The 23,400-nt window shown below is 70.0% G+C and carries 19 protein-coding genes; 11 read left to right on the forward strand and 8 right to left on the reverse strand.

The features are described from left to right. The first annotated feature begins 107 nt into the window (after positions 1-107). The 3 genes from D7V97_RS09080 to D7V97_RS09090 all read left to right on the forward strand — a co-directional run bounded on the left by D7V97_RS09080 (position 108) and on the right by D7V97_RS09090 (position 4,510). The gene (locus tag D7V97_RS09080; RefSeq protein WP_233582598.1) at positions 108-1,361 is read left to right on the forward strand and encodes an ATP-binding protein; all 1,254 of its coding nucleotides are present in this window, start codon (positions 108-110) and stop codon (positions 1,359-1,361) included. A 198-nt stretch (positions 1,362-1,559) separates the two neighbouring features. Then, a complete protein-coding gene (locus D7V97_RS09085; protein WP_120610211.1) occupies positions 1,560-2,747 on the forward strand; it encodes an alpha/beta fold hydrolase in 1,188 nt (395 codons plus the stop codon). 230 nt (positions 2,748-2,977) lie between these two features. Then, a complete protein-coding gene (locus D7V97_RS09090) occupies positions 2,978-4,510 on the forward strand; it encodes a methyl-accepting chemotaxis protein (RefSeq protein WP_120610212.1) in 1,533 nt (510 codons plus the stop codon). A gap of 1 nt (position 4,511) precedes the next feature. Here the strand turns inward: D7V97_RS09090 and D7V97_RS09095 are convergent, their stop codons facing one another. After that, positions 4,512-6,005, reverse strand: a complete 1,494-nt coding sequence (locus D7V97_RS09095; RefSeq protein ID WP_120610213.1) for an MFS transporter — start codon at positions 6,003-6,005, stop codon at positions 4,512-4,514. 213 nt (positions 6,006-6,218) lie between these two features. On the opposite strand from D7V97_RS09095, the gene D7V97_RS09100 reads away from it, so the two are divergent. Genes D7V97_RS09100 through D7V97_RS09110 form a run of 3 tightly spaced genes read left to right on the forward strand, consistent with a single transcriptional unit; the run spans position 6,219 to position 8,365 of the window. Further along, complete coding sequence (locus D7V97_RS09100) at positions 6,219-7,217, forward strand: polyprenyl synthetase family protein (RefSeq protein WP_120610214.1); 999 nt, start codon at positions 6,219-6,221, stop codon at positions 7,215-7,217. Continuing rightward, a complete protein-coding gene (locus tag D7V97_RS09105; RefSeq protein WP_120610215.1) occupies positions 7,214-7,810 on the forward strand; it encodes a GbsR/MarR family transcriptional regulator in 597 nt (198 codons plus the stop codon). Before D7V97_RS09100 ends, D7V97_RS09105 begins: the two co-directional genes overlap by 4 nt. Before the next feature lie 27 nt (positions 7,811-7,837). Beyond that, the gene (locus tag D7V97_RS09110; protein WP_120610216.1) at positions 7,838-8,365 is read left to right on the forward strand and encodes a gamma-glutamylcyclotransferase; all 528 of its coding nucleotides are present in this window, start codon (positions 7,838-7,840) and stop codon (positions 8,363-8,365) included. A 3-nt stretch (positions 8,366-8,368) separates the two neighbouring features. Here D7V97_RS09110 and D7V97_RS09115 read toward each other — a convergent pair whose 3' ends face one another. Further along, complete coding sequence (locus D7V97_RS09115; protein WP_120610217.1) at positions 8,369-9,781, reverse strand: sorbosone dehydrogenase family protein; 1,413 nt, start codon at positions 9,779-9,781, stop codon at positions 8,369-8,371. A 450-nt stretch (positions 9,782-10,231) separates the two neighbouring features. On the opposite strand from D7V97_RS09115, the gene D7V97_RS09120 reads away from it, so the two are divergent. The 3 genes from D7V97_RS09120 (at position 10,232) to D7V97_RS09130 (ending at position 11,650) form a co-directional block, all read left to right on the forward strand. Further along, positions 10,232-10,432 carry a hypothetical protein gene (locus D7V97_RS09120; RefSeq protein ID WP_147444756.1) on the forward strand — a complete coding sequence of 67 codons (201 nt, stop codon included), beginning with the start codon at positions 10,232-10,234 and terminating at the stop codon, positions 10,430-10,432. Beyond that, positions 10,429-11,193 (forward strand): heme oxygenase (biliverdin-producing), encoded by a 765-nt coding sequence (locus D7V97_RS09125; RefSeq protein WP_120610219.1) that lies wholly within the window; start codon positions 10,429-10,431, stop codon positions 11,191-11,193. Before D7V97_RS09120 ends, D7V97_RS09125 begins: the two co-directional genes overlap by 4 nt. Positions 11,194-11,293: 100 nt before the next feature. Beyond that, on the forward strand, positions 11,294-11,650 hold the full coding sequence (locus D7V97_RS09130; protein ID WP_233582599.1) for a PilZ domain-containing protein: 357 nt from the start codon (positions 11,294-11,296) through the stop codon (positions 11,648-11,650). A 63-nt stretch (positions 11,651-11,713) separates the two neighbouring features. Here D7V97_RS09130 and glgB read toward each other — a convergent pair whose 3' ends face one another. From glgB to D7V97_RS09150, 4 genes are read right to left on the reverse strand one after another with little or no spacing between them, the layout of a single operon-like run. Further along, positions 11,714-13,918: a 1,4-alpha-glucan branching protein GlgB gene (gene glgB, locus D7V97_RS09135; RefSeq protein WP_120610220.1), complete on the reverse strand. Its 2,205-nt coding sequence runs from the start codon at positions 13,916-13,918 to the stop codon at positions 11,714-11,716. Continuing rightward, complete coding sequence (locus tag D7V97_RS09140; protein WP_120610221.1) at positions 13,915-15,249, reverse strand: phosphotransferase; 1,335 nt, start codon at positions 15,247-15,249, stop codon at positions 13,915-13,917. Before D7V97_RS09140 ends, glgB begins: the two co-directional genes overlap by 4 nt. A 6-nt stretch (positions 15,250-15,255) precedes the next feature. Further along, positions 15,256-16,905 carry a maltose alpha-D-glucosyltransferase gene (gene treS, locus D7V97_RS09145; protein ID WP_120610222.1) on the reverse strand — a complete coding sequence of 550 codons (1,650 nt, stop codon included), beginning with the start codon at positions 16,903-16,905 and terminating at the stop codon, positions 15,256-15,258. An 18-nt stretch (positions 16,906-16,923) separates the two neighbouring features. Beyond that, positions 16,924-18,918 (reverse strand): alpha-1,4-glucan--maltose-1-phosphate maltosyltransferase, encoded by a 1,995-nt coding sequence (locus D7V97_RS09150; protein WP_120610223.1) that lies wholly within the window; start codon positions 18,916-18,918, stop codon positions 16,924-16,926. Positions 18,919-19,129: 211 nt separating this feature from the next. On the opposite strand from D7V97_RS09150, the gene D7V97_RS09155 reads away from it, so the two are divergent. Both D7V97_RS09155 and D7V97_RS09160 read left to right on the forward strand, forming a co-directional pair. After that, a complete protein-coding gene (locus tag D7V97_RS09155) occupies positions 19,130-19,735 on the forward strand; it encodes a sigma-70 family RNA polymerase sigma factor (RefSeq protein ID WP_120610241.1) in 606 nt (201 codons plus the stop codon). A gap of 130 nt (positions 19,736-19,865) precedes the next feature. Then, positions 19,866-20,846 carry a hypothetical protein gene (locus D7V97_RS09160; protein ID WP_120610224.1) on the forward strand — a complete coding sequence of 327 codons (981 nt, stop codon included), beginning with the start codon at positions 19,866-19,868 and terminating at the stop codon, positions 20,844-20,846. 358 nt (positions 20,847-21,204) lie between these two features. Here D7V97_RS09160 and D7V97_RS09165 read toward each other — a convergent pair whose 3' ends face one another. Beyond that, positions 21,205-22,698 carry a cell wall metabolism sensor histidine kinase WalK gene (locus D7V97_RS09165; protein WP_120610225.1) on the reverse strand — a complete coding sequence of 498 codons (1,494 nt, stop codon included), beginning with the start codon at positions 22,696-22,698 and terminating at the stop codon, positions 21,205-21,207. Then, the gene (locus D7V97_RS09170; RefSeq protein ID WP_120610226.1) at positions 22,695-23,369 is read right to left on the reverse strand and encodes a response regulator transcription factor; all 675 of its coding nucleotides are present in this window, start codon (positions 23,367-23,369) and stop codon (positions 22,695-22,697) included. The genes D7V97_RS09165 and D7V97_RS09170 overlap by 4 nt, the downstream gene beginning before the upstream one ends. Positions 23,370-23,400 lie beyond the last annotated feature (31 nt).

A 23,400-nucleotide genomic window follows, 5' to 3' on the forward strand; every position in this document is an offset into this window, starting at 1 on the left:
ACATCCCAGTGGAACTCCCAGCCGAGCCCCCTGCCTGCCACCCGAGCCGCTCCCACCCCTCCGCCCGAGTGACGACCATCGTGACGCCTTCCGGTCCCAGGACACCCGTGCTCAGCGCCGTGTCCGACGCGCCTTCCCCCCGTGCCGCCAATGTCATGGCGCCCGGCGCACGCCGCGCGCGCGTGCTCCTGGTGGACGACGTGCCGGCGAACCTGTTGGCGCTGGAGGCCATCCTGGAGCCGCTCGGTCAGCATGTGGTGTCGGTGTGCTCAGGGGACGAGGCGCTCAAGGCGCTGCTGCTGGACGAGTACGCGTGCGTGCTGATGGACGTGCAGATGCCGGGGCTGGACGGGCTGGAGACGGCGCGGCTCGTGCGCGCCCGCGAGCGCACGAAGCACCTGCCCATCCTCTTCATCACCGCGCTCAGCCGCGAGGCGGCGTACGTCACCCGGGGCTACGAATACGGCGCGGTGGACTACCTGCTCAAGCCCGTGGACCCGGACATCCTGCGCGCGAAGGTGGCGGTGTTCGTGGAGCTGTACCTGCGCGGGGAACAGCTGCGGCAGCAGGCGCTGGAGCTGGCGGAGCGTCGGCGCGTGGAGGAGGAGCTGCAGCGCGCGACGGAGCTGGAGCAGCAGATCGTGGGCATCGTGGGACACGACATCCGCTCTCCCCTGGCCGCCATCCTCACCACGGCGAGCCTGCAACTGGCGCGCGACGTGCTGCCGGAAGGTCAGCGCCTGGCCTTCGAGCGGGTGTCCCGGGCCGGTGTGCGCATCCAGCGCATCGTGGATCAGCTCCTGGACTTCACGCGCGCCCGCCTGGGCGGAGGCATCCGGGTGGTGCCGGGCGAAGGCGACCTGAACGAGCTGTGCTGCAAGGTGGCGGACGAGCTGCGCACGGCGCAGCCGGACCGCACCGTCCTGTGCGAATTCACCCGCGAGAGCCTGCCGGGCGTGTGGGATCTGGACCGGCTGGCGCAGGTGCTGGCCAACCTCCTGGACAACGCACTCAAGTACAGCCCCAAGGACACCCCCGTGCGCATCCGCACCTCGGAGCAGGGCGCGGACACCGTCCACGTGGAGGTGCACAACGATGGCGCCCCCATCCCCACGCACCTGCGCGACACGCTGTTCCAGCCCTTCCGCCGCGGCGTCGACACCGACAGCCGGGAGAGCCTGGGCCTGGGGCTCTACATCGCGCACAGCATCGTGCAGGCCCATGGGGGCACGCTGAGGGTCGAATCCACCCCCGAGTCAGGCACCACCTTCTTCCTCTGCCTTCCGCGTCAGGCATTGGGCTCCGCGCGCCACCTGTCCGCCTGCGCGAAGCTGGCTCCTCCTGAGTCGCTCACCGCCTGAGGCCCAAAAGGCCCGTCGCGTCATGGTGGGGGCGTTGCAGTGCCGGCTGATTACTTCAGTCAAAGGCATACAAGTATCCACTTACATCGAAAACCCTCAAGGTCTGCGCGGACGCCCGTCTGTACTGATACAATCGCAGACGTCCGGGAGACGACGTGCCCGGGCTGGCAGTGTCCGCTTTGGGGAGGGTGCGCGACAATGACTGACAACTCGATGTGGATTCCCGTGGATGGAAGCGACCCGATGAGGGCGTGGGTCCGTCGTCCCGAGTCAGGCAGTGGTCCGGCGTTGCTGGTGCTGATGGTGGAGGCCTTCGAGGGCAACACCCACCTGCGGCACATGGCGGAGCTCTTCGCCGAGGAGGGTTACGTGGTGGTGGTGCCGGACCTCGCGTCGTTTGGGGAGCCGGAGGAGGTGGACCTCAAGTCGGTGGTGGCGTACGCGCGGGCCCTGCCGGAGGTGACGGGCCTGAAGAAGGGCCAGAAGCAGCTGGGCGCGGTGGGCTTCGGTCTGGGCGGCACGCTGGCCGCGCAGCTCGCGGTGCACGGCCAGGTGGACTGCGCGGTGGCCTACTGCGCGCCCGGGATGGAGGACGTGCTCGCGGCGGCCCGGCCGGACGCGGCCCCGCTGGTGCTCAACTTCGCGGAGTGGGACGGCTTCGTGCCCCCGTCCGCGGTGGCCCGGGTGCGCGCGCGCGTCACCCCCGACGTGGAGCTGTACGTCTACCCGGGAGTGCGTCACGGCTTCTTCCGCGAGGGCTCGCCGGCGTATCACCGGCCCTCGCAGATGATGGCCCACACGCGCACCATGGCGCTGCTGCGGCGGGTGATGGGGCCCCGCTACGATCTGGCCGCGCTGTGGGACAAGCACACGGAGCTGGAGTTCGCCGCCCGGGACGCCGACGCGACGATGGCCACGATGGTGGCGCATCCGTACGTCAACAGCGTCCCGGTGATGACGGGAGGCGTGGGCGCGGAGTACCTGCGGCGCTTCTACGCGAACCACTTCGTCCACGCGAACCCCAAGGACACGAAGATGATCCCGCTGTCGCGCACCGTGGGTGCGGACCGCGTGGTGGACGAGTTCATCTTCTGCTTCACGCACGACATCGAGATGGACTGGATGCTCCCGGGCATCCCGCCCACCGGGAAGTACGTGGAGGTGCCCTTCGTCGCCGTCGTGAACTTCCGCGGCGACAAGCTCTACCACGAGCACATCTACTGGGATCAGGCGACGGTGCTGGTGCAGCTCGGCCTGTTGAACCCCCAGGGACTGCCCGTCTCCGGCGCCGAATCCGCGCGCAAGCTGCTGGACGAGACCCTCCCGTCCAACACCCTGATGGAGAAGTGGGACGAGAGCGCCCCGCCCAAGCGCCAGGCGGGCTGAAGCGACGGTCCGTGAAGGGATGACCCACGCCCGGGGTGACCTCTACCCAGGGCGCGGTGTCTGACTTTCACGCCGGAACCCGCGCGGGCCCATTGCGCGGGCTCCCCAGGGGTGTTCACAATGCGGCACCTCGCTGGATAGTCCAGGGGGGCTTCGTTTCCCAGATTTCCCTCTGGAGTGGCCCCCGCGCGCTGGCGACAGCGTGGAAGGGGGCCGCCACCGACGCCCGGATGCGACTTTCCCTGTCCCAGAAGCTCTCGTTGGCGCCGCTCCTGGTGGCGCTGTTCTTCACGGTCCTGTTCTTCGGGTACCTCATCCCGCGTCTGTCGTCCGCCTTCGAGGACCAGGGGCGCGAGGTGGGCGTCGCGCTGCCGGTGGCGCTCGCCTCCACCCTGTCGGGGGTGATGGCGAGCGGCCAGACGGAGTCGCTCCAGCCGCTCCTGGAGCCGGTGACCCGCAGCGGGAAGGTGGCCTACGTGGCCGTCTTCGACGGTTCGGGGCAGCTGCGCGCGGTGGCGGGTGAGTACGGCTCGGCCATGCGCGAATTGCGCGACCGGCTCAGCCGCGCGCAGGGTGACGCCACGTTCTACGTCCGGGACGCGGAGCTGTTGGACCTGAGCTCCCGGATGACGAACGGCGCGGGCAGCGTGCACGTGGGCCTCAACCGTTCGGCGGCGCGGGCCCAGGTGAAGTCCATCACCACGGGGGTGAGCGTGGTGGTGCTGCTGGCGCTGGTGGCGTTCGTGGTGGCGGGAATCGTGCTGGCGCGCCGGGTCGCGATGCCGCTCGCGCAGCTGACGGAGGCCGCGCAGCGCATCGCGGAGCACGGCGACCTGCGGGAGATGGTCCGCATTGAATCCACCGACGAGGTGGGGCAGCTGGCGGGCGCCTTCACGCTGATGGTGAGCAAGGTGAAGGACCTGCTCCAGCAGCTCCAGCAGTCGTCGGACATGCTCAAGGGGTCGGTGGACCACCTGAACGACTCCGCGGGCCGGCAGAACGAGATGGTGTCGCGCCACGCCGCCGCGCTGCAGGAGACGCAGGTGACGGCGCAGGAGATCCGCCAGACGTCCGTCGTGGCGTCTCGCGCGGCGGAGGCCGTCATCGACGTGGCGGAGCGCGCGGAGGCCCTGGGCAAGACGGGCGAGGGCGCCATCACGGACAGCATCGACGGCCTGGTGGACCTGCGCTCGCAGGTGGAGCAGATCGCCGAGCGCATCATGGCGCTGGGCGAGCGCACCGAGCAGATCTCCGGCATCACGGAGACGGTGAAGGACCTGGCGGACCAGTCCCACCTGCTCGCGGTGAACGCGGCCATCGAGGCGGCGCGCTCCGGTGAGCACGGCAAGGGCTTCGCGGTGGTGGCCCGGGAGATCCGCGGCCTCGCGGATCAGTCCATCCGCGCCACCAACCAGGTGCGCGGCATCCTGGCGGACATCAGCACCGCCATCTTCGCCACGGTGGAGATCACCGCGGCGGGCACGCAGCGCATGGAGTCCGCGCTCGCGCAGGTGCGCACGTCCGGGGACACGCTGCGCCAGCTGTCCTCCATCGTGCGCGACAGCGTGGTGTCCGCGCGGCAGATCTCCCAGACGGTCAACCAGCAGGCGACCGGCATCGAGCAGATCTTCACCGCCGTGAACGAGCTCAACGCGGTGATGGGCGACACGGTGAAGCGCATCTCCACCACCAGCGAGTCCGCCGTGTCGCTGAAGATGCTCTCCGAGCGCGTGGCCGGGATGGTGAAGGACTACCGCCTGTAGCCTACGGCCGGACGTCCGGCGCGCGGGCCTCGCGCAGCGCGGGGCGCAGGCGGGGCAGGAGCCGCTCCACCACCTGTCCCACGGTGCGCGCGGTGGCGGCGCCGGGTTCATTGACCCGGGCCGCGAGGAAGGCCGCGCCCATGCGCGCCACCGCCGACACGACGAAGAGGACGTGCAGGTTCGCCCACAGGTGGCCGCCCAGCATGAACTGCTGCGGCAGCCGTGCCGCCAGCGCCCCGCCCAGGGCCGCCGCCCCCGCGTACGCGAGGCCGCCCGCGGTGGCGAACGCCGCCAGGTAGAAGGGCCGGCCCCGGCGCGGCGCCACCGTGAGGGGCAGCGCGAAGATGGCCAGGCCGTGGCCGCTCCAGAGCGAGCCCGCCAGGAGCACGTCGAAGAGCAGCGGCCACAGTGTCCCCGCGGAGGGCAGGAGCCACAGGAGCGGGATGACGCTGATCCCCAGCGAGCACGCCATCAGCACCGGCTGCGCGCCCAGCCTGTCGATGGCGCGCCCCCACATGGACGCCGTCAGCACGCGCACGCCCGCCACCGCCGCCGCGTGCAGGGCCATGATGACGAAGGTCATCTTCAGGTTCTGCAGCGAGTGCAGCGCGAAGAAGGGCGCGGACACGCCCACCGCCGCGTTCCACGCCACCTGGTACAGGAGCACCCGCCGCGCGCCGTCGTCCTTCCAGGGCAGCAGCGCCGCCTTCAGCTCCAGCCGGGGCGACGAGCCCGGAGGCGCGGGATCATGCTGCGCGGCCATCATCAGGGTGGTGATGATGCCCATCACGCACGCCGCCAGCGCCAGGAGCGGCAGCGCCAGCCCCACGCCGTCCAGCTTCCGCAGCCGGTCCATCAGCAGGCCCGCGCTGAGCGACGCGCCGGTGCCCATCAGCGTGGTGAGCGCGGTGCGCTTGCCGAAGAAGCGGCCCCGCACGGCGCGCGGCACCAGCTCCCCCATCCACGCCACCCACGCGTTGTTGCCCACCACGCCCAGCAGCGCGGACAGCCCGGCCACGGTGAGCAGCAGGTGCTGCTGCTCCGGGAGCGACAGCTTGAGCCACGGCAGCAGCGCCAGCGGCAGCATCACGAGCCGCGACAGGCACACCGCGGTGAGCGCCACGCGCCGGTGGCCGAAGCAGAGGGTGAGCCACGCGGCGGGGAACTGCACGAACTGGGCGAAGAACGGCAGCGCCGTCATCACGCCCACGAGGAAGGGCCCCAGCTTCAGCGCGATGGCCCACGCCGTGAGCACCGTGGCGCCCGCGCACGCGGTGAACACCTCCGCGAACATCCCCTCCACGATGGACATGCGCAGCGACCCGCGAAGGCCCCGCTGGGCGGGCGGGCCCCGGCGGCCGTCCGGAGGCGGCGGCGCGCCCAGCAGCGGCGCGGAGGAGCCGGGCAGGGAGGCGCCCGGGCGGAAGAGGGGGACGCCGGTGGCGAGGGAGGCGAAGCTCTGGACGAGGTGGCGGCGGAAGGCAGCGGGGGACACGCGAACCCTTGCTTCAGGAAGACCTTCTTCCTGTCGCACGGCGTCGCATTCCCCCTCAACCGGACCCCCGGTGTACCCCCCGCGCACGGCCGACCACCAACCGACCTTATTCCCGGCTTTCGATGCTCTGTCCGCATGCCCGGAGGGCAGGAGGGATTCAGGTGCAGTTCACGCGGTCTTGAACTATATGAACGAGGGAAGGAGACCGCGTACATGGATGTCGCTCACGAGCTGACGGAGTTTCTGGGGCAGGTGGAGCAGCGGTTGATCGCCCTGCTCGCGGACGGGGACGTCGGGCCGGACGTGAAGGGTGACACGCTGATGGACGCGGCCCGGCACCTCTGCCTGGGCGCCGGTGGCAAGCGTGCGCGGCCCATGCTCGTCCGGCTGTTCGGTGGCGCCGTGGGAGTCCCGGCGTCGCGGTTGGTGGACGTGGGCGTGGCGGCGGAGATGATCCACTCGGCCAGCCTGCTGCACGACGACGTGGTGGACGCGGGCATGTTCCGCCGGGGCCGCCCCACGGTGAACGCGCGCTGGGGCAACATCGTCGCGGTGATGAGCGGCGACCTCATTCTGTCCACGGCGCTCTCGCAGCTGTCGCTCTTGGACGCGCGCCTGGTGCAGAGCGGGCTGGCGGTCGTCTCGGAGATGACCCGCGCGGCCATCGCGGAGGTGGAGGCGCGCGGCGACATGGACCTGCCGCTGACGCGGCTGCGCTACATCGCCGAGGGCAAGACGGGTTCGCTGTTCGGCTGGTGCGGCAAGGCGGCCGCGACGCTGGCGGACCTGCCGGAGGCGGTGGAGCGCTTCGACGCGTTCGGCCGGCACCTGGGCGTGGCGTTCCAGATCGCCGACGACATCCGGGACATCCTGGGCACGGACGTGGGCAAGCCCCGGTACGCGGACGTGCACTCGCGCACGCCGTCCATGCCCATCCTGCTGGCGGTGTCGCGCGACGAGTCGCTGCGCCGCAAGCTCAAGGACGCGTGGGCGTTCTCCGTCATCACGCCGGAGCGCACGCGGGAGATTGGCAGCGCCATCGAGGCCACCGGCGCGGTGGAGGCGTCCATGGCGCGGATGAACACGGAGATTGAAGCGGCGCTCGACAAGCTGGGGCCCTTCACGGACGGCGCGGCGGGCGCGGAGCTGGCCGGCTGGGCGCGCAAGCTGTCGGAAGGCATCGCGGATCAAGTGAAGGGACGCGCTGCATGAAGGGCTACCTGTGGACGGGGGGGGATCCCGGGAGCCAGAGCACGGTGGCACCGCCGGACAACGGCCGGCTGGCCCCGTATGAAGCCATCGCCGTGGAGGCGGTGGGCAACGTCATCGAGTTCTGGGGCTTCAAGCGCAACCAGGGCCGCGTGTGGGGCCTGCTGTACCTGCGCGGCGAGCCGCTGACGGCCGGTGAGATTGAGCGCGAGCTGGATCTGTCGAAGGGCGGCGTCTCCATGCTGCTGCGCGACCTGGAGCGCTGGGGCGTCATCCAGCGGGTCCGCGTGCCGCAGGACACCGTGTGGCGCTACGCCGCGGAGACGGACCTGGTGCGGATGGTGACGCACGTGGTGGAGGAGCGAGAGGCGGCCTTCGTCACCCGCATCCGCGCGGACCTGTCCGAGGCGCGCCGGCTGGCGGAGCTCGCGGGCGGCGTTTCACCGGAGCGACTGCGGAAGCTGGAGCGCATGGCCACGCTGGCCGAGCACGTGGAGCGCGCACTGCGCCTGTTCATCAAGACCTCCCGGCTGGACGTGGCGGGCGTGCTGGGCGCGTTCCGCGACGGTGCGCTGGGCCGCAAGGGCGACCGGTAGGCGAGCGGTAGGAGAGGACACACACGCATGGATTCGCACTACGACCAGGTGATGAAGGCGCGCGCGCAGGCGGATGCGGACGCGCCCCGGCTCTACTTCGCGTACTCCACCATCCTGGACCGGGCCGCCTTCGACGAGTGGAAGGGGCAGCACAGCTACGGCTTCTTCGAGCTGCCGGAAGGGCAGCTCGCCGAGGCGCTGGACGTGGACCTCGTCTACGACTTCCCCTCGCGCTGGTGGGGCGGCCGGGTTGCGGGCCTCACCGACGCGCCGGGCGCCCGGGTGTACGGCCGGCTCTTCAAGATCGCCGGCAAGGACTGGCCCATCGTCCAGCACAAGGAGGGCGTGGTGACGAGCATGTGCGTGGAGCGCATGGTGCGCGTGCGCGTGGACGGCCAGGAGGTGGAGGCCACCGCGTTCGTGACCAACCCCCGCCGCGCGTCCATGGACGGCCCGGTGAGCCCGCGCTTCGTGGAGGCGCTGGTGCGTGGCGCGACGAGTGCCGGGCTGCCCGCGGACTACGTAGCGCGGCTGGGTCGCGGCGAGACGCGCTGAGCTTCAGGGCAGGCGGACAGGCTCCACGAGGTAGATGGCCCCGGCGAAGTCGTCGCTGATGAAGAAGCCGCCCTTGGGGTTCAGCGCCACGTCCACCGGCCGGCCCCACACGCTCAGGTCCTGGTTCTCGAACCCGGTGACGAGGTCCACCTCGCCCGTGAGCTGGTTCGTCGCCAGGTCCCACGGGAAGACGGTGACCTTGTAGCCGGTCCGCTCCGTGCGGTTCCACGAGCCGTGGTAGGCGACCAGCGCGCCGCGCTTCCAGGCCGGGGTGAGCTCCGCGTTGTCGAAGAACGTCAGGCCCAGCGGCGCCGAGTGGGCCTGGATGCCCTGGTCCGTCCTGTCCAGGGTCGCGCAGTCCACGCGTGAGCCGTCCCGGTTCATGTCGTAGTCGCGATCCAGGGGCATGTGCTTCAGGCCGCTGGGGGAGTCCGGGTTGGGGTTGCAGAATGGCCAGCCGTAGTGCCCCCCGGCGCGCACGGAGGTGAGGGCCTCCGGCGGGTGGTTGTCCACGTACTCCGGAACCACCTTGCCGTAGCGGCCGGTGCCGTCATCGAGCGGGTAGGGCACGTTGTCGCGGTTGTTGACCGCCACCCACAGCGTGTCGGTGCCCGGCACCCACGCGAGCCCCTCCGCGTTGCGCAGGCCCCGGGCGAACAGCTCGCGTGAGCCGCCGGCCCAGTCCCACCGGTAGATGGCGCCGCGCAGCGGGTCGCTCGTCGTGTCGCTCAGGCACACGTTGCAGGTGGACGCGATGGACACGTAGACGCGGTGCTGCGAGTCCACGGCGATGTTCTTCAGCTCGTGGCCGTAGGCGCCCTGCAGCTCCGGCAGCGACGCGTCCGGCAGCCCGGAGACCACGACCTCCGCCGCGCCGCGCGTCGTCTCGCCCGCCATCCAGCGCGAGCGCGTGACGCGGTTCTTCTCCGACACGAACACCCACACCTGGCCGTCGCGCTCGTGGAAGACGATGTCGTGGGGCCGGCCCAGTCCGCCCGCCCATTGCGTCACCTCCGGCGACTGGCCTGGCCTCGGACGCACCTGCATCACCCGGTTCTGCGCCGGCACCGACACGAGCAGGGTGCCTTCCGGGGACACGGCGATGAAGCGCGCGCTCGGCACCCGCGCGTAGAGCGACACCTGCATCGGGTTGGGGATGTTCAGGGTGCGCGTGACGTTGAACGGCGCTGCCTTCATGTCCGCCGGGACCTGGACCTCCGCTTTCTGGAGCGTCATCTCGGGTGGAAGCCCGCCGTCCGTCGTCACCTCGCCGCCGGCATCCGGGAGCCCCGCGTCCTCCACGCCTGCATCCGTGTCGCCGGCCGGAGGAGGGGAGGGCGGCAGCTCATTGGAACGGCAACCAGGCTGCAAGGACGCCAGCCCGAGGAACGTCGTCAGCAGGAGGGATCGCCGCATGGTCCCTTTTTCTAACGGACGCTTCGGAGCGGGCGCGACCGCAATCGGCCCTGTTTTTCAAGGATGTCCGGGGCTGGATGGACTGAACGGTACCTGAACAAATTTTCAGTCAGTTTTCGCGGGCCCGGAATGCGGGCTGAACACCCCTGAACGGGACCTGAACAAATCTTCAGCCAGTTTCGCGCCCCTCTCAGGCCCTCATGCCTACATGAACAAATGAGCATCCATTTCCCGGAGCCGGGCGGACCCTCCTGGAATGATTATTGTCTGTCATTGATTGGCAATCGCTGTCGTGAAATGACCATGTTTTAATTGTCTCATGTCTGTCTTTGGGCGGAAAACGCGTGAAACGGGCTTGACCGCGCCGGGTCGTTGTGGCTTCATGAATTTGATTTCGATAATCAAAATCAATTGGAGATCGCGATGCTCGGTCAGGGATGCTGCAGGGCGGTGTTGGCGCAAAGCCCGTGCGCTGAAGTGACGCGGTGCAGTTGTGGGCACATCCACCTGGCGGTGGGCCCGGTGACGCTCCGCCTGGAGGAGGACGTCCTGCGCGCGCTGGGGCACACGCTGCTGGAGGCCATCCAGCACCTCGAGGAGACCGCCCCCACCCACGCCCACGCGGCGTCCGACGACCGGTGGAAGCAGTGAGCCTCCACGGCACGCTCCGGTGGGGCGGCATCGTGCGCTCCGCGAGGGACCGGCGGCTGTCGACCGCGACTTCGCCCGAGCCCGCGTCGTCCCAGCCGCTGTCACGGCGACTGGAAGAGGGGACGGGGATGGCGCGGCGCCAGGCCGAACAGTCCACCTTCCTGGAGGCGCTCTTCCACGGCTCGTGGAACGGCGGCGTCTACGGCCAGTTCGTGCGGGCCCGTCACTACGTGAACCACCTGCGCCAGCTGCACGTCCTCTACGAGGCCTTCGAGTCCGTGCTGCCGGAGGTGAAGGACGCTGGCGTCGCACGGATGCTGCGGCTGCCGGAACTGCGACGGGCCTCGGCGCTGCTGGCGGACCTGGAGTGGTTCTGCGGCGACACGCGCACGCACCCGTTCGCCTGCGCGGAGACTCGGCTGCACGCCGAGCGCATCCACGAGGTCGCCCGGGAGGCGCCCCATCTGCTCATCGCGCACGCCTACGCCCGGTGCGTGCAGGACCTGTACAGCTCGCCCCAGCGCGCGCAGCTCATCGCCCAGGCCTTCGAGCTGGATGGCGGGCGGGGCACGGCCTTCTACAACGCGGTGGCCGCGGGAGAGCTGCACGCCTTCCAATCCCGGCTCTCCGCCCGGCTGGATGAGGTGGCGCTCGGCGAGCATGACGCCCAGGAGATCGTTCAGGAGGCGCGGCTGGCCTTCCGCATCCAGGGGCTCATCTGCGACGAGCTGGCTCGGGATACGCCCGGTCTCAACGGGTGACTCCACACCCGGGGATGGGCTCCATCCCACCCCCTGGGTAGCCTGCTCGCCTGGGAGGGCGATGTGCCGTTTCGTGACAGTCACGCTAGGATGACAAATTGTGACGAACCAGATGACCTCCCACATCGATCGCCGAGCCTTTCCCCGGCTGCACGCCCCGCTGTATTCGCGCCCCGCGCGGATGAAGCTGGGCGAGAAGAAGCAGGTGCTCGATGTCAGTCTCGGGGGCGCGCGCATCTACTCCGACGAGCCGCAGGACGTCGGCAGCCGCCTGGACCTGGAGCTGTTCATGCCGGACGGCAGCTCGCTGGAATGTACGGCGCGCATCGTCTGGGCCATCAAGCTCCCCAAGGACGCGGTGGCGCGCTTCGAGATTGGGCTGTCCTTCATCGACGTCCCGGAGGCGATCCTGGAGCGGTTGAAGACCGTGCTCGTCCCGGATGAAGCGGAGAGGTAGGCAGCTCCAGGGCAGGGCAGGGCGGCCCGGGCTTCACGACGTCAGGGCCCGTCCCCCTTTCCGTCATCCCGGCGTGAACCACACCACCGACAGCGGGGGCAGGGTGAGCGCCACCGACGCCGGCTGGCCGTCCCAGCCGGTGGGCTCGGTGTGCACCTGGCCCTGGTTGCCCAGGCCGCTGCCGCCGTACTCACCCGCGTCGCTGTTGAGCAGCTCCACGTAGCGGCCGTGGAGCGGGAAGCCCACGCGGTAGTTCTCGCGCGGCACCGGCGACAGGTTGGCCACGCAGACCACGTGACGCCCGGGCTTGCGGGAGCGGCGCACGAAGGCCAGCACGTTCGCCGCGGAGGCGTCCGGCTGGAGCCACTGGAAGCCCACCGGCTCGCTGTCCGCGTCGTGCAGCGCGGGCAGCTCGCGGTAGACGCGGTTCAGGTCCGACACGAGCTTCTGGATGCCCTTGTGGCCCGCATCGTGGAGCAGGTGCCAGTCCAGGCTGCGGTCGTGGTTCCACTCCGCCGGCTGGCCGAACTCGCCGCCCATGAAGAGCAGCTTCTTGCCCGGGTGGGCCCACATCCACGCGAAGAGGGCGCGCAGGTTGGCGCGCTTCTGCCACGGGTCGCCCGGCATGCGGTTGTAGAGGCTGCCCTTGCCGTGCACCACCTCGTCGTGGCTCAGCGGCAGCATGAAGTGCTCGCTGAACGCGTACAGCAGGCCGAAGGTGAGCTGGTTGTGGTGGTACTGCCGGTGGATGGGGTCCTTGCCGAAGTACGACAGCGTGTCGTGCATCCACCCCATGTTCCACTTGAAGTGGAAGCCCAGGCCCCCCTCGCTCGTGGGCTGGCTCACCTTGGGCCACGCGGTGGACTCCTCCGCGATGACGACGACGCCCGGGTGCTTGCGGCGCACGGTGTCGTTGAGCTCACGCAGGAACTGGATGGCCTCTTCGTTCTCGCGGCCGCCCCAGCGGTTGGGGATCCACTCGCCCTGCTTGCGGCTGTAGTCCAGGTAGAGCATGGAGGCCACCGCGTCCACGCGCAGCCCGTCGATGTGGTACTCCTCCAGCCAGAACAGCGCGTTGGCGATGAGGAAGTTGCGCACCTCGTTGCGGCCGAAGTTGAAGACGAGCGTGCCCCAGTCCGGCTGCGCTCCCTTGCGCGGATCCGCGTGCTCGTAGAGGGACGTGCCGTCGAAGTCGCCCAGCGCGTGGCTGTCGCGCGGGAAGTGGCCCGGCACCCAGTCCACGATGATGCCGATGCCCTCCTGGTGCAGGTAGTCCACCAGGTAGCGGAAGTCGTCCGGGTGCCCGAAGCGCGACGTGGGCGCGTAGTAGCCACCGACCTGGTAGCCCCAGGAGCCGCCGTAGGGGTGCTCCGACACGGGCAGCATCTCCACGTGCGTGAAGCCCAGCTCCTTCACATAGCGCGCCAGCTCCGGCGCCAGCTCGCGGTACGTCATGGGCCGGTCGCCGTCCTCCACCACGCGGCGCCAGCTGCCCAGGTGCACCTCGTAGACGCTCCAGGGCAGGTGCGCGGCCTCCTTCTGCTGGCCGCGCTGCTCCAACCACGCGGTGTCACCCCACGCGTAGCGATCCAGGTCGTGCACCACCGACGCGGTCGCGGGCGGCGTCTCCGTGCGGAAGGCGAAGGGGTCCGACTTGAGCAGCCGGCCGCCGCCATGGCCGGGGCGGATCTCGAACTTGTAGCGGGTGCCCTCGCCGACCTCCGGGACGAACAGCTCCCAGATGCCCGACGAGCCCATGCGCCGCATGCTGTGCAGGCGCCCGTCCCAGCCGTTGAAGTCGCCCACCACCGACACGCTGGCCGCCGTGGGCGCCCAGACGGCGAAGGACACGCCCTTCACCCCGTTGTGGTGGATGAGGTGCGCGCCCATGCGCTCCCAGAGCCGCTCGTGGCGCCCCTCGCCCGCGAAGTACAGATCCAGCTCCCCCAGCGTGGGCAGGAAGCTGTACGGGTCGCGCAGGGTGAAGACCTTCTTGCCCGGGTACTCCACCTCCAGCAGGTAGCTGAAGGGCTCCGTGCGGCCGTTGATGCGCGCCTCGAAGACGCCGCCGGTGCGGTGCACCATGGGCACCTTGCCGCCGAACTCCGGCAGCACGTGGATGTTCACGGCCTCCGGCCGGTACGCCCGGACGACCATGCCGTCCCCGTCCGGGTGCACGCCCAGCACCGAGTGGGGTTCCGGATGGCGCAGCTCCACCACGCGTTGCAGCTCCGCGTCCACCTGTGCTCTGTCCGCCGGCTTCCTCACTGGGCATCCTCCATCCGCAACAGGGCCTCGACGGGGATGCGCACCCAGTCGGGCCGGTTCGCCAGCTCGTAGCGCACCTCGTACAACAGCTTCTCCAATTCGAAGGCGCGCAGCATCACGTCAAAGGCCTCGTCGGTGTCGGGCAGGAAGGGCGCCCCGCGCGTCGCCGTGCGGTAGCCCTCCAGGAATGCGTCACGGGTGGGACCCACGCGCCCGCGCGGCTGGCTGCCCTCCAATGCCACGGTAGCCTCCGCGTAGTCGAACGAGCGGATCATCCCCGCCACGTCGCGCAGCGCGCTGTACTTCTCCCGGCGCGCGGTGAAGGACCGCGACGGCTCGCCCTCGAAGTCGAAGAACAGCCACTGGTTCTCCGAGCGCAGCACCTGGCCCAGGTGCAGGTCGCCGTGGATGCGGATCTTCTGGCCGGAGGGCGCCACGTGCGCCAGCTTCTTCGCGTACGCGATGAGCCCCTCGCGCCGGCCCTCCAGGTCCGCGTGCAGCCGCCCGGCGTCCGCCAGCGTGACACCCAGCTCGCCCACGATGGACGCGCTCCAGCGCTGCAGGTCTTCCAAGAGCAGCGGCTCCGGGGAGAACGCCAGGTCGTCCGGCCCCGCGGAGGCGAACGCCTGGTGCAGCGCTCCCAGCCGGGCGCCCAGGTCGCGCATGTCCTGGAGGAACGCGTCACCCAGGGCCTTCTGCTGGCGCAGCCGGTCCAGCGTGTACTTCCAGCCGTCCACGGCGTCCGGCACGAAGCGGTGCGCCAGGCCCAGCGTCGCGCCCGCGGGCCCCTGCAGGTTGAGCGCGCCCAGCAGCTGCGGCGTCGCGCGGAACGACGTCTTCGTCGCGAGGAAGCGGCCCACCTCGTACTCGGGGTTCACGCCCGCCTCGAGCTTGCGGATGATCTTGATGATGACCCGCTCGCCCAGCACCAGCGACGTGTTGCTCTGCTCCACGTTGAGCCGTCGCACCGGCAGGGGATCCGGCAGGGCGACCCCGCTGTCCGTGGAGGCGATCCACTCGCCCACCAGGCGGCCGGAGCCGGAGGGCATCTCCCGGCCCTCGCGCGCGAGGTTGAAGAGGGCGCGCACGCAGTCGTCGTCCTCCAGCGCGCTGGAGAGGCCGTCCGGGCCCTGGCGCGCCAGGATCTGGTAGCGCTCCGGCTGGCCCAGCTCGTACACCACCTCCACGATGGCGAGCGTGAACGAACACGTGCCCAGTTCCAGGGGCACGTGGTCCACCACGCTGACGCTCTTGATGGGCCACGCCTTGCCGGCGAACCAGCGCTGGGCCTTGAGGAAGTCGGGCAGCTTAGTCAGGTCCAAGAGTGTCACTGGCGGTTACTCCTTCCCCGGCATTGGCTTGTCCAACCGGAACCACAGGAACATGTAGGGCCCCATCGACAGCTGGTAGGGCAGGTCGCTGATGCGGGGGAACGCCGTCTCGCCAATCAGCTCCACGGGCACCGCGCCGGCCAATTCCCGCAGGTCCAGCACGGCCGGCTGCGCGAAGCGCGACAGGTTGCAGATGACCAGCACGGACTGGCCCTGCCACTCGCGCACGAAGGCCAGCACCTTGCGGTTCTCCGTGGCGAGGAACTTCAGCGTGCCCATGGCGAACACGGGGTAGCGCTGGCGGATGCGGATCATCCGCTTCACCCACTGGAGCAGGCTGGACTTCTGCCGGTCCTGCGCCTCCACGTTGATGGACTGGTAGCCGTAGACGGGGTCCGCGATGACGGGCGCGAAGAGGCGCGCGTAGTCCGCGCGGCTGAAGCCCGCGTTGCGGTCGCCCGTCCACTGCATGGGCGTGCGCACGCCGTTGCGGTCGCCCAGGTAGATGTTGTCGCCCATGCCGATCTCGTCCCCGTAGTAGAGGACCGGCGTGCCGGGCAGGGTGAACAGCAGGCTGTGCATCAATTCGATGCGGCGGCGGCCGTTGTCCATCAGCGGCGCCAGCCGGCGGCGGATGCCCAGGTTGATGCGCATGCGCGGATCGGTGGCGTACTCCCGGTACATGTAGTCCCGGTCCTCGTCCGTCACCATCTCCAGCGTCAGCTCATCGTGGTTGCGCAGGAAGATGGCCCACTGGCAGTTGTCCGGGATGTCCGGCGTCTGCTGCATGATTTCCACGATGGGCGTGCGGTCCTCGCGGCGCACCGCCATGAAGAGGCGGGGCATCACCGGGAAGTGGAAGCCCATGTGGAACTCGTCGCCCTCGCCGAAGTACACGCGCACGTCGGCGGGCCACTGGTTGGCCTCCGCGAGCAGCACCTTGCCCTGGTACTCGGAGTCGATCGTCTTTCGCAGGCGCTTCAAGAACGCGTGCGTCTCCGGAAGGTTCTCGCAGTTGGTGCCCTCGCGCTCGAAGAGGTAGGGCACGGCGTCGCAGCGGAACCCGTCCACGCCCATGTTGAGCCAGAAGCGCATCACGTCCAGCATGGCTTCCTGCACTTCGGGGTTGTCGTAGTTCAAGTCCGGCTGGTGGCTGAAGAAGCGGTGCCAGAAGTACTGCTTGGCCACCGGATCCCACGTCCAGTTGGAGCGCTCGGTGTCGGTGAAGATGATGCGCGCGCCCTTGTACTGCTCGTCGGTGTCGCTCCAGACGTACCAGTTGCGCTTGGGGCTCTTGGGGTCGCGCCGCGCCTCCTGGAACCAGGGGTGCTGGTCGCTGGTGTGGTTCACCACCAGCTCGGTGAGGATGCGCAGGCCGCGCTTGTGGGCCTCCTCCACCAGCCGCTGGAAGTCCGCCAGCGTGCCGTAGTCCGGGTGGATGCCGTAGTAGTCCGCGATGTCGTAGCCGTCATCGCGCAGCGGGGACGGGTAGTGCGGCAGGAGCCAGATGCAGTCCACGCCCAGCTCCTGCAGGTACGGCAGCTTCTCAATCAGGCCCGGGATGTCCCCGTGGCCGTCCCCGTTCGAGTCGTTGAATGCGCGGATGTGCAGCTCGTAGATGAGCGCCTTTTTGTACCAGAGCGGATCCAGGTCCATACGCCTCTCAAAAGGGTGTCACTCGAAGTAGTCGAACGCGTGCTCGGTGCGGCGGAAGCGGTACACGGCGAAGAGGGCCGCGGGCTGTTCAGGCGTCAGGCGCACCTGCACGTCCGGCCCCTGCCACAGCGAACGCTGGTCGGCCATCAGTTCATGCACCTGGTAGGTCTCTTCCGGCTTCACGCCCAGCCACTCCATGGGCACGTGCAGCAGGGCCTCCTGCGGCGCGTACGGATCCAGGCTCACCGCCACCAGCACCGTGCTGGTGCCGTCCGGGGTGCGCTTGCCGTAGAAGAGGACGCGATCGTTGTCGGACTCGAAGAAGCGCAGGCCGGTGTACTGCTGGAGCGCGGGGTGCTGCTTGCGCGCGGCGTTGAGCCTGCCAATCCAGTCGGAGATGTTGCCCGGCTTGTCCCAGTCCCACGCGACGAGCTGGTACTTCTCCGAGTCCAGGTACTCCTCCTTGCCCGGCACCGGCCGGCCCTCGCACAGCTCGTAGCCGGAGTACATGCCCCACACCGACGACAGCGTGGAGGCCAGCGCCACGCGCAGGCGGAAGGCGCCGGGGCCCGCGTTCTGGAGGTTCTCCGGGAGGATGTCCGGCGTGTTGGGCCAGAGGTTGCCGCGGAAGTAGTCCGCCACCGGAGGCTGGGTGATCTCCTCCAGGTACGTGCGCAGCTCGTCCTTGAAGAGGCGCCAGGTGAAGTACGTGTACGACTGGGTGAAGCCCACCTTGCCCAGGGCCTTCATCACCTTGGGGCGCGTGAACGCCTCCGACAGGAAGAGCACGTCCGGGTGCAGGTCCTGCACTTCACGGATGAGCCAGTGCCAGAACTGCATGGGCTTCGTGTGCGGGTTGTCCACGCGGAAGGTCCGCACGCCGTGCTCCACCCAGAAGAGGACCACGGACTTCAGCTCCTTCCAGAGGGAGTCCCGCGCGGGGCCCATCCAGTCGAAGTTGACGATGTCCTCGTAGCGCTTGGGCGGGTTCTCCGCCGTCTTGATGGTGCCGTCCGGGCGGTGCTGGAACCACTCCGGGTGCTCCTTCACGTAGGGGTGGTCCGGCGCGCACTGGAACGCGAGATCCAACGCCACTTCGATGCCGTGTGCTTGAGCTGCGTCCACGAACGCGCGGAAGTCCGCGAACGTGCCCAGCTCCGGGTGGATGGCCTTGTGGCCGCCCTCCGCCGCGCCAATGGCCCACGGGCTGCCCACGTCGCCGGGCTGCGCGCGCAGGCTGTTGTTCTTGCCCTTGCGCGCGGTGCGGCCGATGGGGTGGATGGGCGGCAGGTAGACGGTGTCGAAGCCCAGCTTCTGGATGTACGGCAGCCACGCTTGCGCGTCCTTGAAGGTGCCGTGCGTGACGCCGTCGCGCTTCGCGGAGCGGGGGAAGAACTCGTACCAGGCGGCGTTGCGCGCCTTCTCCCGGTCCGCGAACACCTCCAGCACCTGGTCGTAGCGGCGCGCGAGCGTGCGGTCCGGGTGGCGCGACGCCACGTCCGCCAGCTCGGGTGACAGCGCGGCGAGGAGGTGGTCCGGGGAGGGCGGTGTGCGCAGGCGGGCGCCTGCCTCGGCGAGGACGCGGCTGTCCTCCGCGGAGACGTCCTTGGCGCGCGCGGCGGCGCCTTCCAGGAGGGCGGCCCCTTCGAGCAGCTCGCTCTTCACGTCGCGGCCCGCGTCCACCTTGCGCTTCAGCTCGTGCGCCCACGTGCGGAAGAGATCCGGCCAGGCTTCAATCGTGTATTCGTAGCGGCCGTTCCGGGCCAGGGGGATGACCCCCTCCCAGGCGTCGTTGCTCTTGGGAGTGAGGGGCACCTCGGCCCAGTCCGTCTTCTGGGCGGCGGGGGTGACCTGGCGCCAGCGCGCGACGGCCACGAGGACATCGTGACCTTCCTTGAAGATGTCCGCGCGGACGGTCAGGCTCTCCCCGGCGATGCGCTTGATGGCGTAGCGCCCTGCGTCCAGCTCCGGCTGGACGTTCTCGATGAACACGCTTCCGAGTCGGTCGGTCATATCGGCTGACGGTGGCTTATAGGACTGTGAGTGGATGGCTCCAGGCGGCAATTTGCGGGTGTTGTTGATTGAAGAGGACGACCGCCTGGTCGCGTTGGCCTGTCAACGTTAGGGATGGAGGGGACAGGCGACTACCCTGCGAGGCTGGGTGGAAGACTCTCGATAGTTGAAGCTGGGATCCGCCCCTCCGGTTGCGGTATCCGGGATGAACATGGCGCCTACCGACTCCTCCGCTCAGCAAGCGAGTGACCTGTCGGCCGATCGCGACCTGCTGAGGCAGGTGGCACTCGGCAGCGCGGACGCCATGCGCGACGTGTACGCGCGGTGTTCGGCGCGGGCCTTCGCCATCGCGGTGCGGCTCCTGCCCACGCGCGCGGACGCGGAGGAGGTCCTTCAGGAGATCTTCCTGGACGTGTGGCGTCGCGCGCGCGAGTTCGACCCCGCGCGCGGTGGGCTGGAGACGTGGGTGACGACCATTGCCCGCACGCGCTCCATCGACCGGCTGCGGTCACTGGGCACGGTGTCGCGGATGGTGGAGGGCGTCAGCCAGGAGGCCCCGCCGGTGAGCGCGACGCCGCTGGCGCCGGATGTCTCCGTGGCCGCGAGGCAGGACCAGGCGCGGGTGCGCGCGGCGCTGGCGCAGCTGCCGCCGGAGCAGCGGGAGGTGGTGCTGCTCGCGTACTTCGAGGGCCTGTCCCAGAGCGAGATCGCCGAGAAGACAGGGCATCCGCTGGGCACGGTGAAGACGCGGGCGCGGCTGGCGCTGGAGAAGCTGTCGGTGCTGCTGGAAGCGCGGCCCGCGTCCGTGTCCGGCTGATGTCCGGAGGACACGGATCCGTATCCCCGGGGATGGGCGGTGGAGCAGGCTCGCGCTGACGCTGCCTTGCCGCGCGGCGCGTGACCCCCAAACCTTGCGACTGTTTCGAGAACCCCAGGGAGGGGCGGACATGCGCAAGGTGATGGATGCGGGTGCGGCGTTGATGAACGAGCGGGAGCGGCAGGTGATGGTGGCCAGCGCCCCGCGGAACCTGATGGCGCTGTCGCGGCGCGAGCTTCAGCGGATGGTGAAGCGGGCGCGCGACATGATGGGCCGGTACGCGCTGCGCTCGCAGCAGGTGCGGCGCGTGGCCCCGGGGACACGCATTCCCCTGCGGGGCCGCAAGGTGGAAGGGGAGATGAACACCCGGCGCAAGGCGGCGATGTTCCGCACGGCGCTGGCGCGGTTCGAACTTCAGCTGGGCCGGATGACGAAGGCGGCCCTGCGCAAGGCGCGGCCCGCGATGCGGACGCCCGTGGTGGGGAAGGCGACGCGGGCGATGCCTTCGCGGATGAAGACCGTGAAGATGACGCGGATGGCCCGCGTCGCGGCTCCGCGCACGAAGCCTGTGAAGGCGATGCGGATGAACCACCGTGTCATGCCGCTGCGCACGAAGACCGCGATGACGACTCGGACGACCCGCGTTGTGACTCCGCGCACGAAGAACACGATGGCGACGCGGATGGCTCGCGCTACGCCTCCTCGCACGAAGACCGCGATGACGACGCGGATGGACCGCGCTGCGACTCCGCGCACGAAGAACACGATGGCGACGCGGATGGCTCGCGCTACGCCTCCTCGTACGAGGAACGCGATGACGAGGCCGATGATCCGCGCCGCGACTCCACGCACGAAGACCGCGATGACGACTCGGACGACCCGCGTTGCGGCTCCTCGTACGAAGACCACGATGGAGACCCGGATGGCCCGCGCCACGCCCCCGCGCACGAAGCCCCTGAAGGCGACGCGAGGCACGACTCGCATCACGCCTCCGCACAAGAACCGTGCGACGCCGACGGTCCGCCCCGCGGGCTACACGCGCCGGACGCTGGCGAGGGCTGGGATGCCCAAGGCCCAGCGGATCCCGGTCATGAATCCGCGGGATCTCTAAGGTCGCCGGACGGCCCCAGCCCGTCCCCCGGTGAAGCGGTGGGGGGCTGCCGGGCGCGCTGCTCACCAACCTGTCCGACAGTCGGACAGGTTCATCCGCTCCGTCGCCGGGACGCTCCGCCCAGGAGCGTGTCGACCGGCGACGGGGGGCTGAAGAGCGCGTGGCAGTGCCAGGACCGAGCGGAGGCCATGCCCTGGCGGCCCCGGACGGTGTCCGCCTCATGAAGCAGTGGGGCGGACCCGGTCGTGGAGCGCGCCCATGGCGCCAGCTCGTGGGAGTTCTCCTCCTGGATGCGACCGGGTGGTACTAGAAGACGGACCCTGCGGAAGCGATCGGCGTGACGCGAAGGCAGGGCACGTCAGTCCGGAGGCGTCATCAGCGGGCCGGTGAAGCCGACCTCCAGTCCTCCGTAATCCGAGGGCGCCAGGGCCAACGTCCAGCCGTGCAGCTCCACGACGTTGTGCACGATGTGCAGCCCCAGGCCCTGGCCCTGCGGGGCTCGCGTGCGGGCCGCGTTGCCCCGGAAGCGGCGCTCCAGCAGGCGCGAGCGTTCGTCGTCCGGGATGCCCGGCCCGTCGTCGATGACGCGCAGGTGGAAGGTCTGCTGGCGCGTCGTCTCCAGCACCACCGCCACGTGGCCGTCCTCGCGTCCGTAGCGGATGCCGTTGAGCACCACGTTGCTCACCGCCTGCTCCAGGAGCGTCTCGTCGCCCATCACCCAGGTCGTCGTCGCCGGCACGCCGCTCTCCAGGGCGATGCGACGCGGACGGGCGATGGGCTGGTGCCGTCCCAACACGCGCGACACCAGGGCGTTCAGATCCACCGGCGCGTGCTGCACCTGGGGCGCTCCCGCCTCCAGCCGCGCCGCCGCTCCCAGGTTGTGCACCAGCGAGGCCATGTAGTGCGCCTCGCCCATCGCGGAGTTCACCAGGCCGGGCTCCAGTGATTCTCCTGTCCGGAGCCGCTGCTGCATCGCGGCCAGGTGGCCCTGCAGCACCGTGAGCGGCGTCATCACGTCGTGCGTGGTGTTGGCCAGGAAGTCGCGCAGCGTCTGCTCGCGGGCCACCTGGTGCGCCATCTGGGCCTGGATCTCCTCGCGGGCCTCCTGGAAGGCCCGGGCCAGCTCCGCGATCTCGTCGTCGCCCTGCACCGTCACGGGCTGCTGGTAGTGGCTGCCAGAGGACGCACGCACCTCCTCCGTGAGCCGGCGCAGCCGCTGCACCACCGGCCCCAGGGCCACCACCATCGCCGACAACAGGATGAGCGTGGGCACCCCCCAGATGTTCAACGGAGGCAGGCCCACCTCCGGCGAGTTGGAGGGCTCCACACGCCGGGCCAGCACGTACTCGCACGGCCCACCTTCCCAGGGCATGCGCAGGAGCAGGTCCTGCACGAACGCGCCGTCCTCCTTCGAGTAGCGGCGCACGCCCACGCCATCCGTCCGCACCCCTTCGCGCAGGTCGTCGTCCAGCGCGGGCGCCTGCGCGTTGCGCGACACGAACTGGCTGTCGAACGGGAACAGCTGCACGGGCGGCATCCGTCCGCGGAAGGGCCCCTTGCCACCCGGGCTGTCCCGGGGCGGCCCGCCGTTGCCCGGCCCGGAGGGCGGTTCTCCCGGGCCGCCTCCGTCGTGCTCCCATGGCGGACGCGGAGAACGCGTGCGGACCATCCAGGTGTCGGGCGCGGCCTCGCAGCGCTCGCGGCCCCCGGACTGCATCTGCGCCAGCGTGGACTCGGCGATGACCTCGTCCGTCGTGCGCCGGCGCACCGAGTGCTCCACCTGCACCAGCGCGAACGCCGTGGGCACCGTCACCGCCACCGCCGTGAGCGCCAGCCGCAGTCGCAGCTTCACGCGTCCTCCCCGGGCACCAGCCGGTAGCCCACGCCCCACACCGTCTCCACGCACTTCACCGGGGCCAGCTTGCGCCGCAGCCGCGACACGTGGACGTCCAGCGTGCGCTCCGTGCCCTCGCGCTCCGGATCCAACACGTGCTCCACCAGCCACTGCCGCGTCACGGCCTCCTGGGGCCTGCGCGCCAGCGCCGCGAGCAGGCCGAACTCCACCCGCGTCAGCTCCACCGGCCGCCCGCGCACCTGCACGGCGTGCCCCTGCAAATCAATGCGCAGCGGGCCCACCTCCACCACCGCCTGCTCCTTCTGGAGGGTGGGGCGACGCAGGCGCGCGCGCACGCGTTCGACGAGCTCCTCCGGCCAGAAGGGCTTCGTCATGTAGTCGTCCGCGCCCAGCTTCAGGGCGCGGACCTTGTCCAACGTGTCGTTGCGCGCGCTGAGGATGAGCACCGGGACCTCCGAGAAGGTCCGCAGCGCCTTGAGCATGTCCAGGCCGTAGGTGCCGGGCAGCATCAGGTCCAACACCACGAGGCTCACGTCCGGAAGCTCGCCGGCCACCAGCAGGCGGCCCTCGCGCCACCAGACGGGGTCGAAGCCCGCGCCCCGGAGGTGCCCGACGATCTGCGAACCGAGCGGCTCATCGTCCTCCACCAGCAGGATGCGGTCCCCCATGCGTCAGGCCTCCCTTTCCAGCCCCGGAGAT

The organism is Corallococcus sp. CA053C (assembly GCF_003611675.1).
In the GTDB taxonomy this organism is placed as follows: Bacteria; Myxococcota; Myxococcia; order Myxococcales; family Myxococcaceae; genus Corallococcus.

What these genes read in the sequence shown, in the direction of transcription:
- D7V97_RS09085 (WP_120610211.1), top strand. Translation starts at nt 1,560, where the DNA reads ATGACTGACAACTCGATGTGGATTCCCGTGGATGGAAGCGACCCGATG.
- D7V97_RS09090 (WP_120610212.1), top strand. Translation starts at nt 2,978, where the DNA reads ATGCGACTTTCCCTGTCCCAGAAGCTCTCGTTGGCGCCGCTCCTGGTG.
- D7V97_RS09100 (WP_120610214.1), top strand. Translation starts at nt 6,219, where the DNA reads ATGGATGTCGCTCACGAGCTGACGGAGTTTCTGGGGCAGGTGGAGCAG.
- D7V97_RS09105 (WP_120610215.1), top strand. Translation starts at nt 7,214, where the DNA reads ATGAAGGGCTACCTGTGGACGGGGGGGGATCCCGGGAGCCAGAGCACG.
- D7V97_RS09110 (WP_120610216.1), top strand. Translation starts at nt 7,838, where the DNA reads ATGGATTCGCACTACGACCAGGTGATGAAGGCGCGCGCGCAGGCGGAT.
- D7V97_RS09115 (WP_120610217.1), bottom strand. Translation starts at nt 9,781, where the DNA reads ATGCGGCGATCCCTCCTGCTGACGACGTTCCTCGGGCTGGCGTCCTTG.
- treS (WP_120610222.1), bottom strand. Translation starts at nt 16,905, where the DNA reads ATGGACCTGGATCCGCTCTGGTACAAAAAGGCGCTCATCTACGAGCTG.
- D7V97_RS09150 (WP_120610223.1), bottom strand. Translation starts at nt 18,918, where the DNA reads ATGACCGACCGACTCGGAAGCGTGTTCATCGAGAACGTCCAGCCGGAG.
- D7V97_RS09155 (WP_120610241.1), top strand. Translation starts at nt 19,130, where the DNA reads ATGGCGCCTACCGACTCCTCCGCTCAGCAAGCGAGTGACCTGTCGGCC.
- D7V97_RS09160 (WP_120610224.1), top strand. Translation starts at nt 19,866, where the DNA reads ATGCGCAAGGTGATGGATGCGGGTGCGGCGTTGATGAACGAGCGGGAG.
- D7V97_RS09170 (WP_120610226.1), bottom strand. Translation starts at nt 23,369, where the DNA reads ATGGGGGACCGCATCCTGCTGGTGGAGGACGATGAGCCGCTCGGTTCG.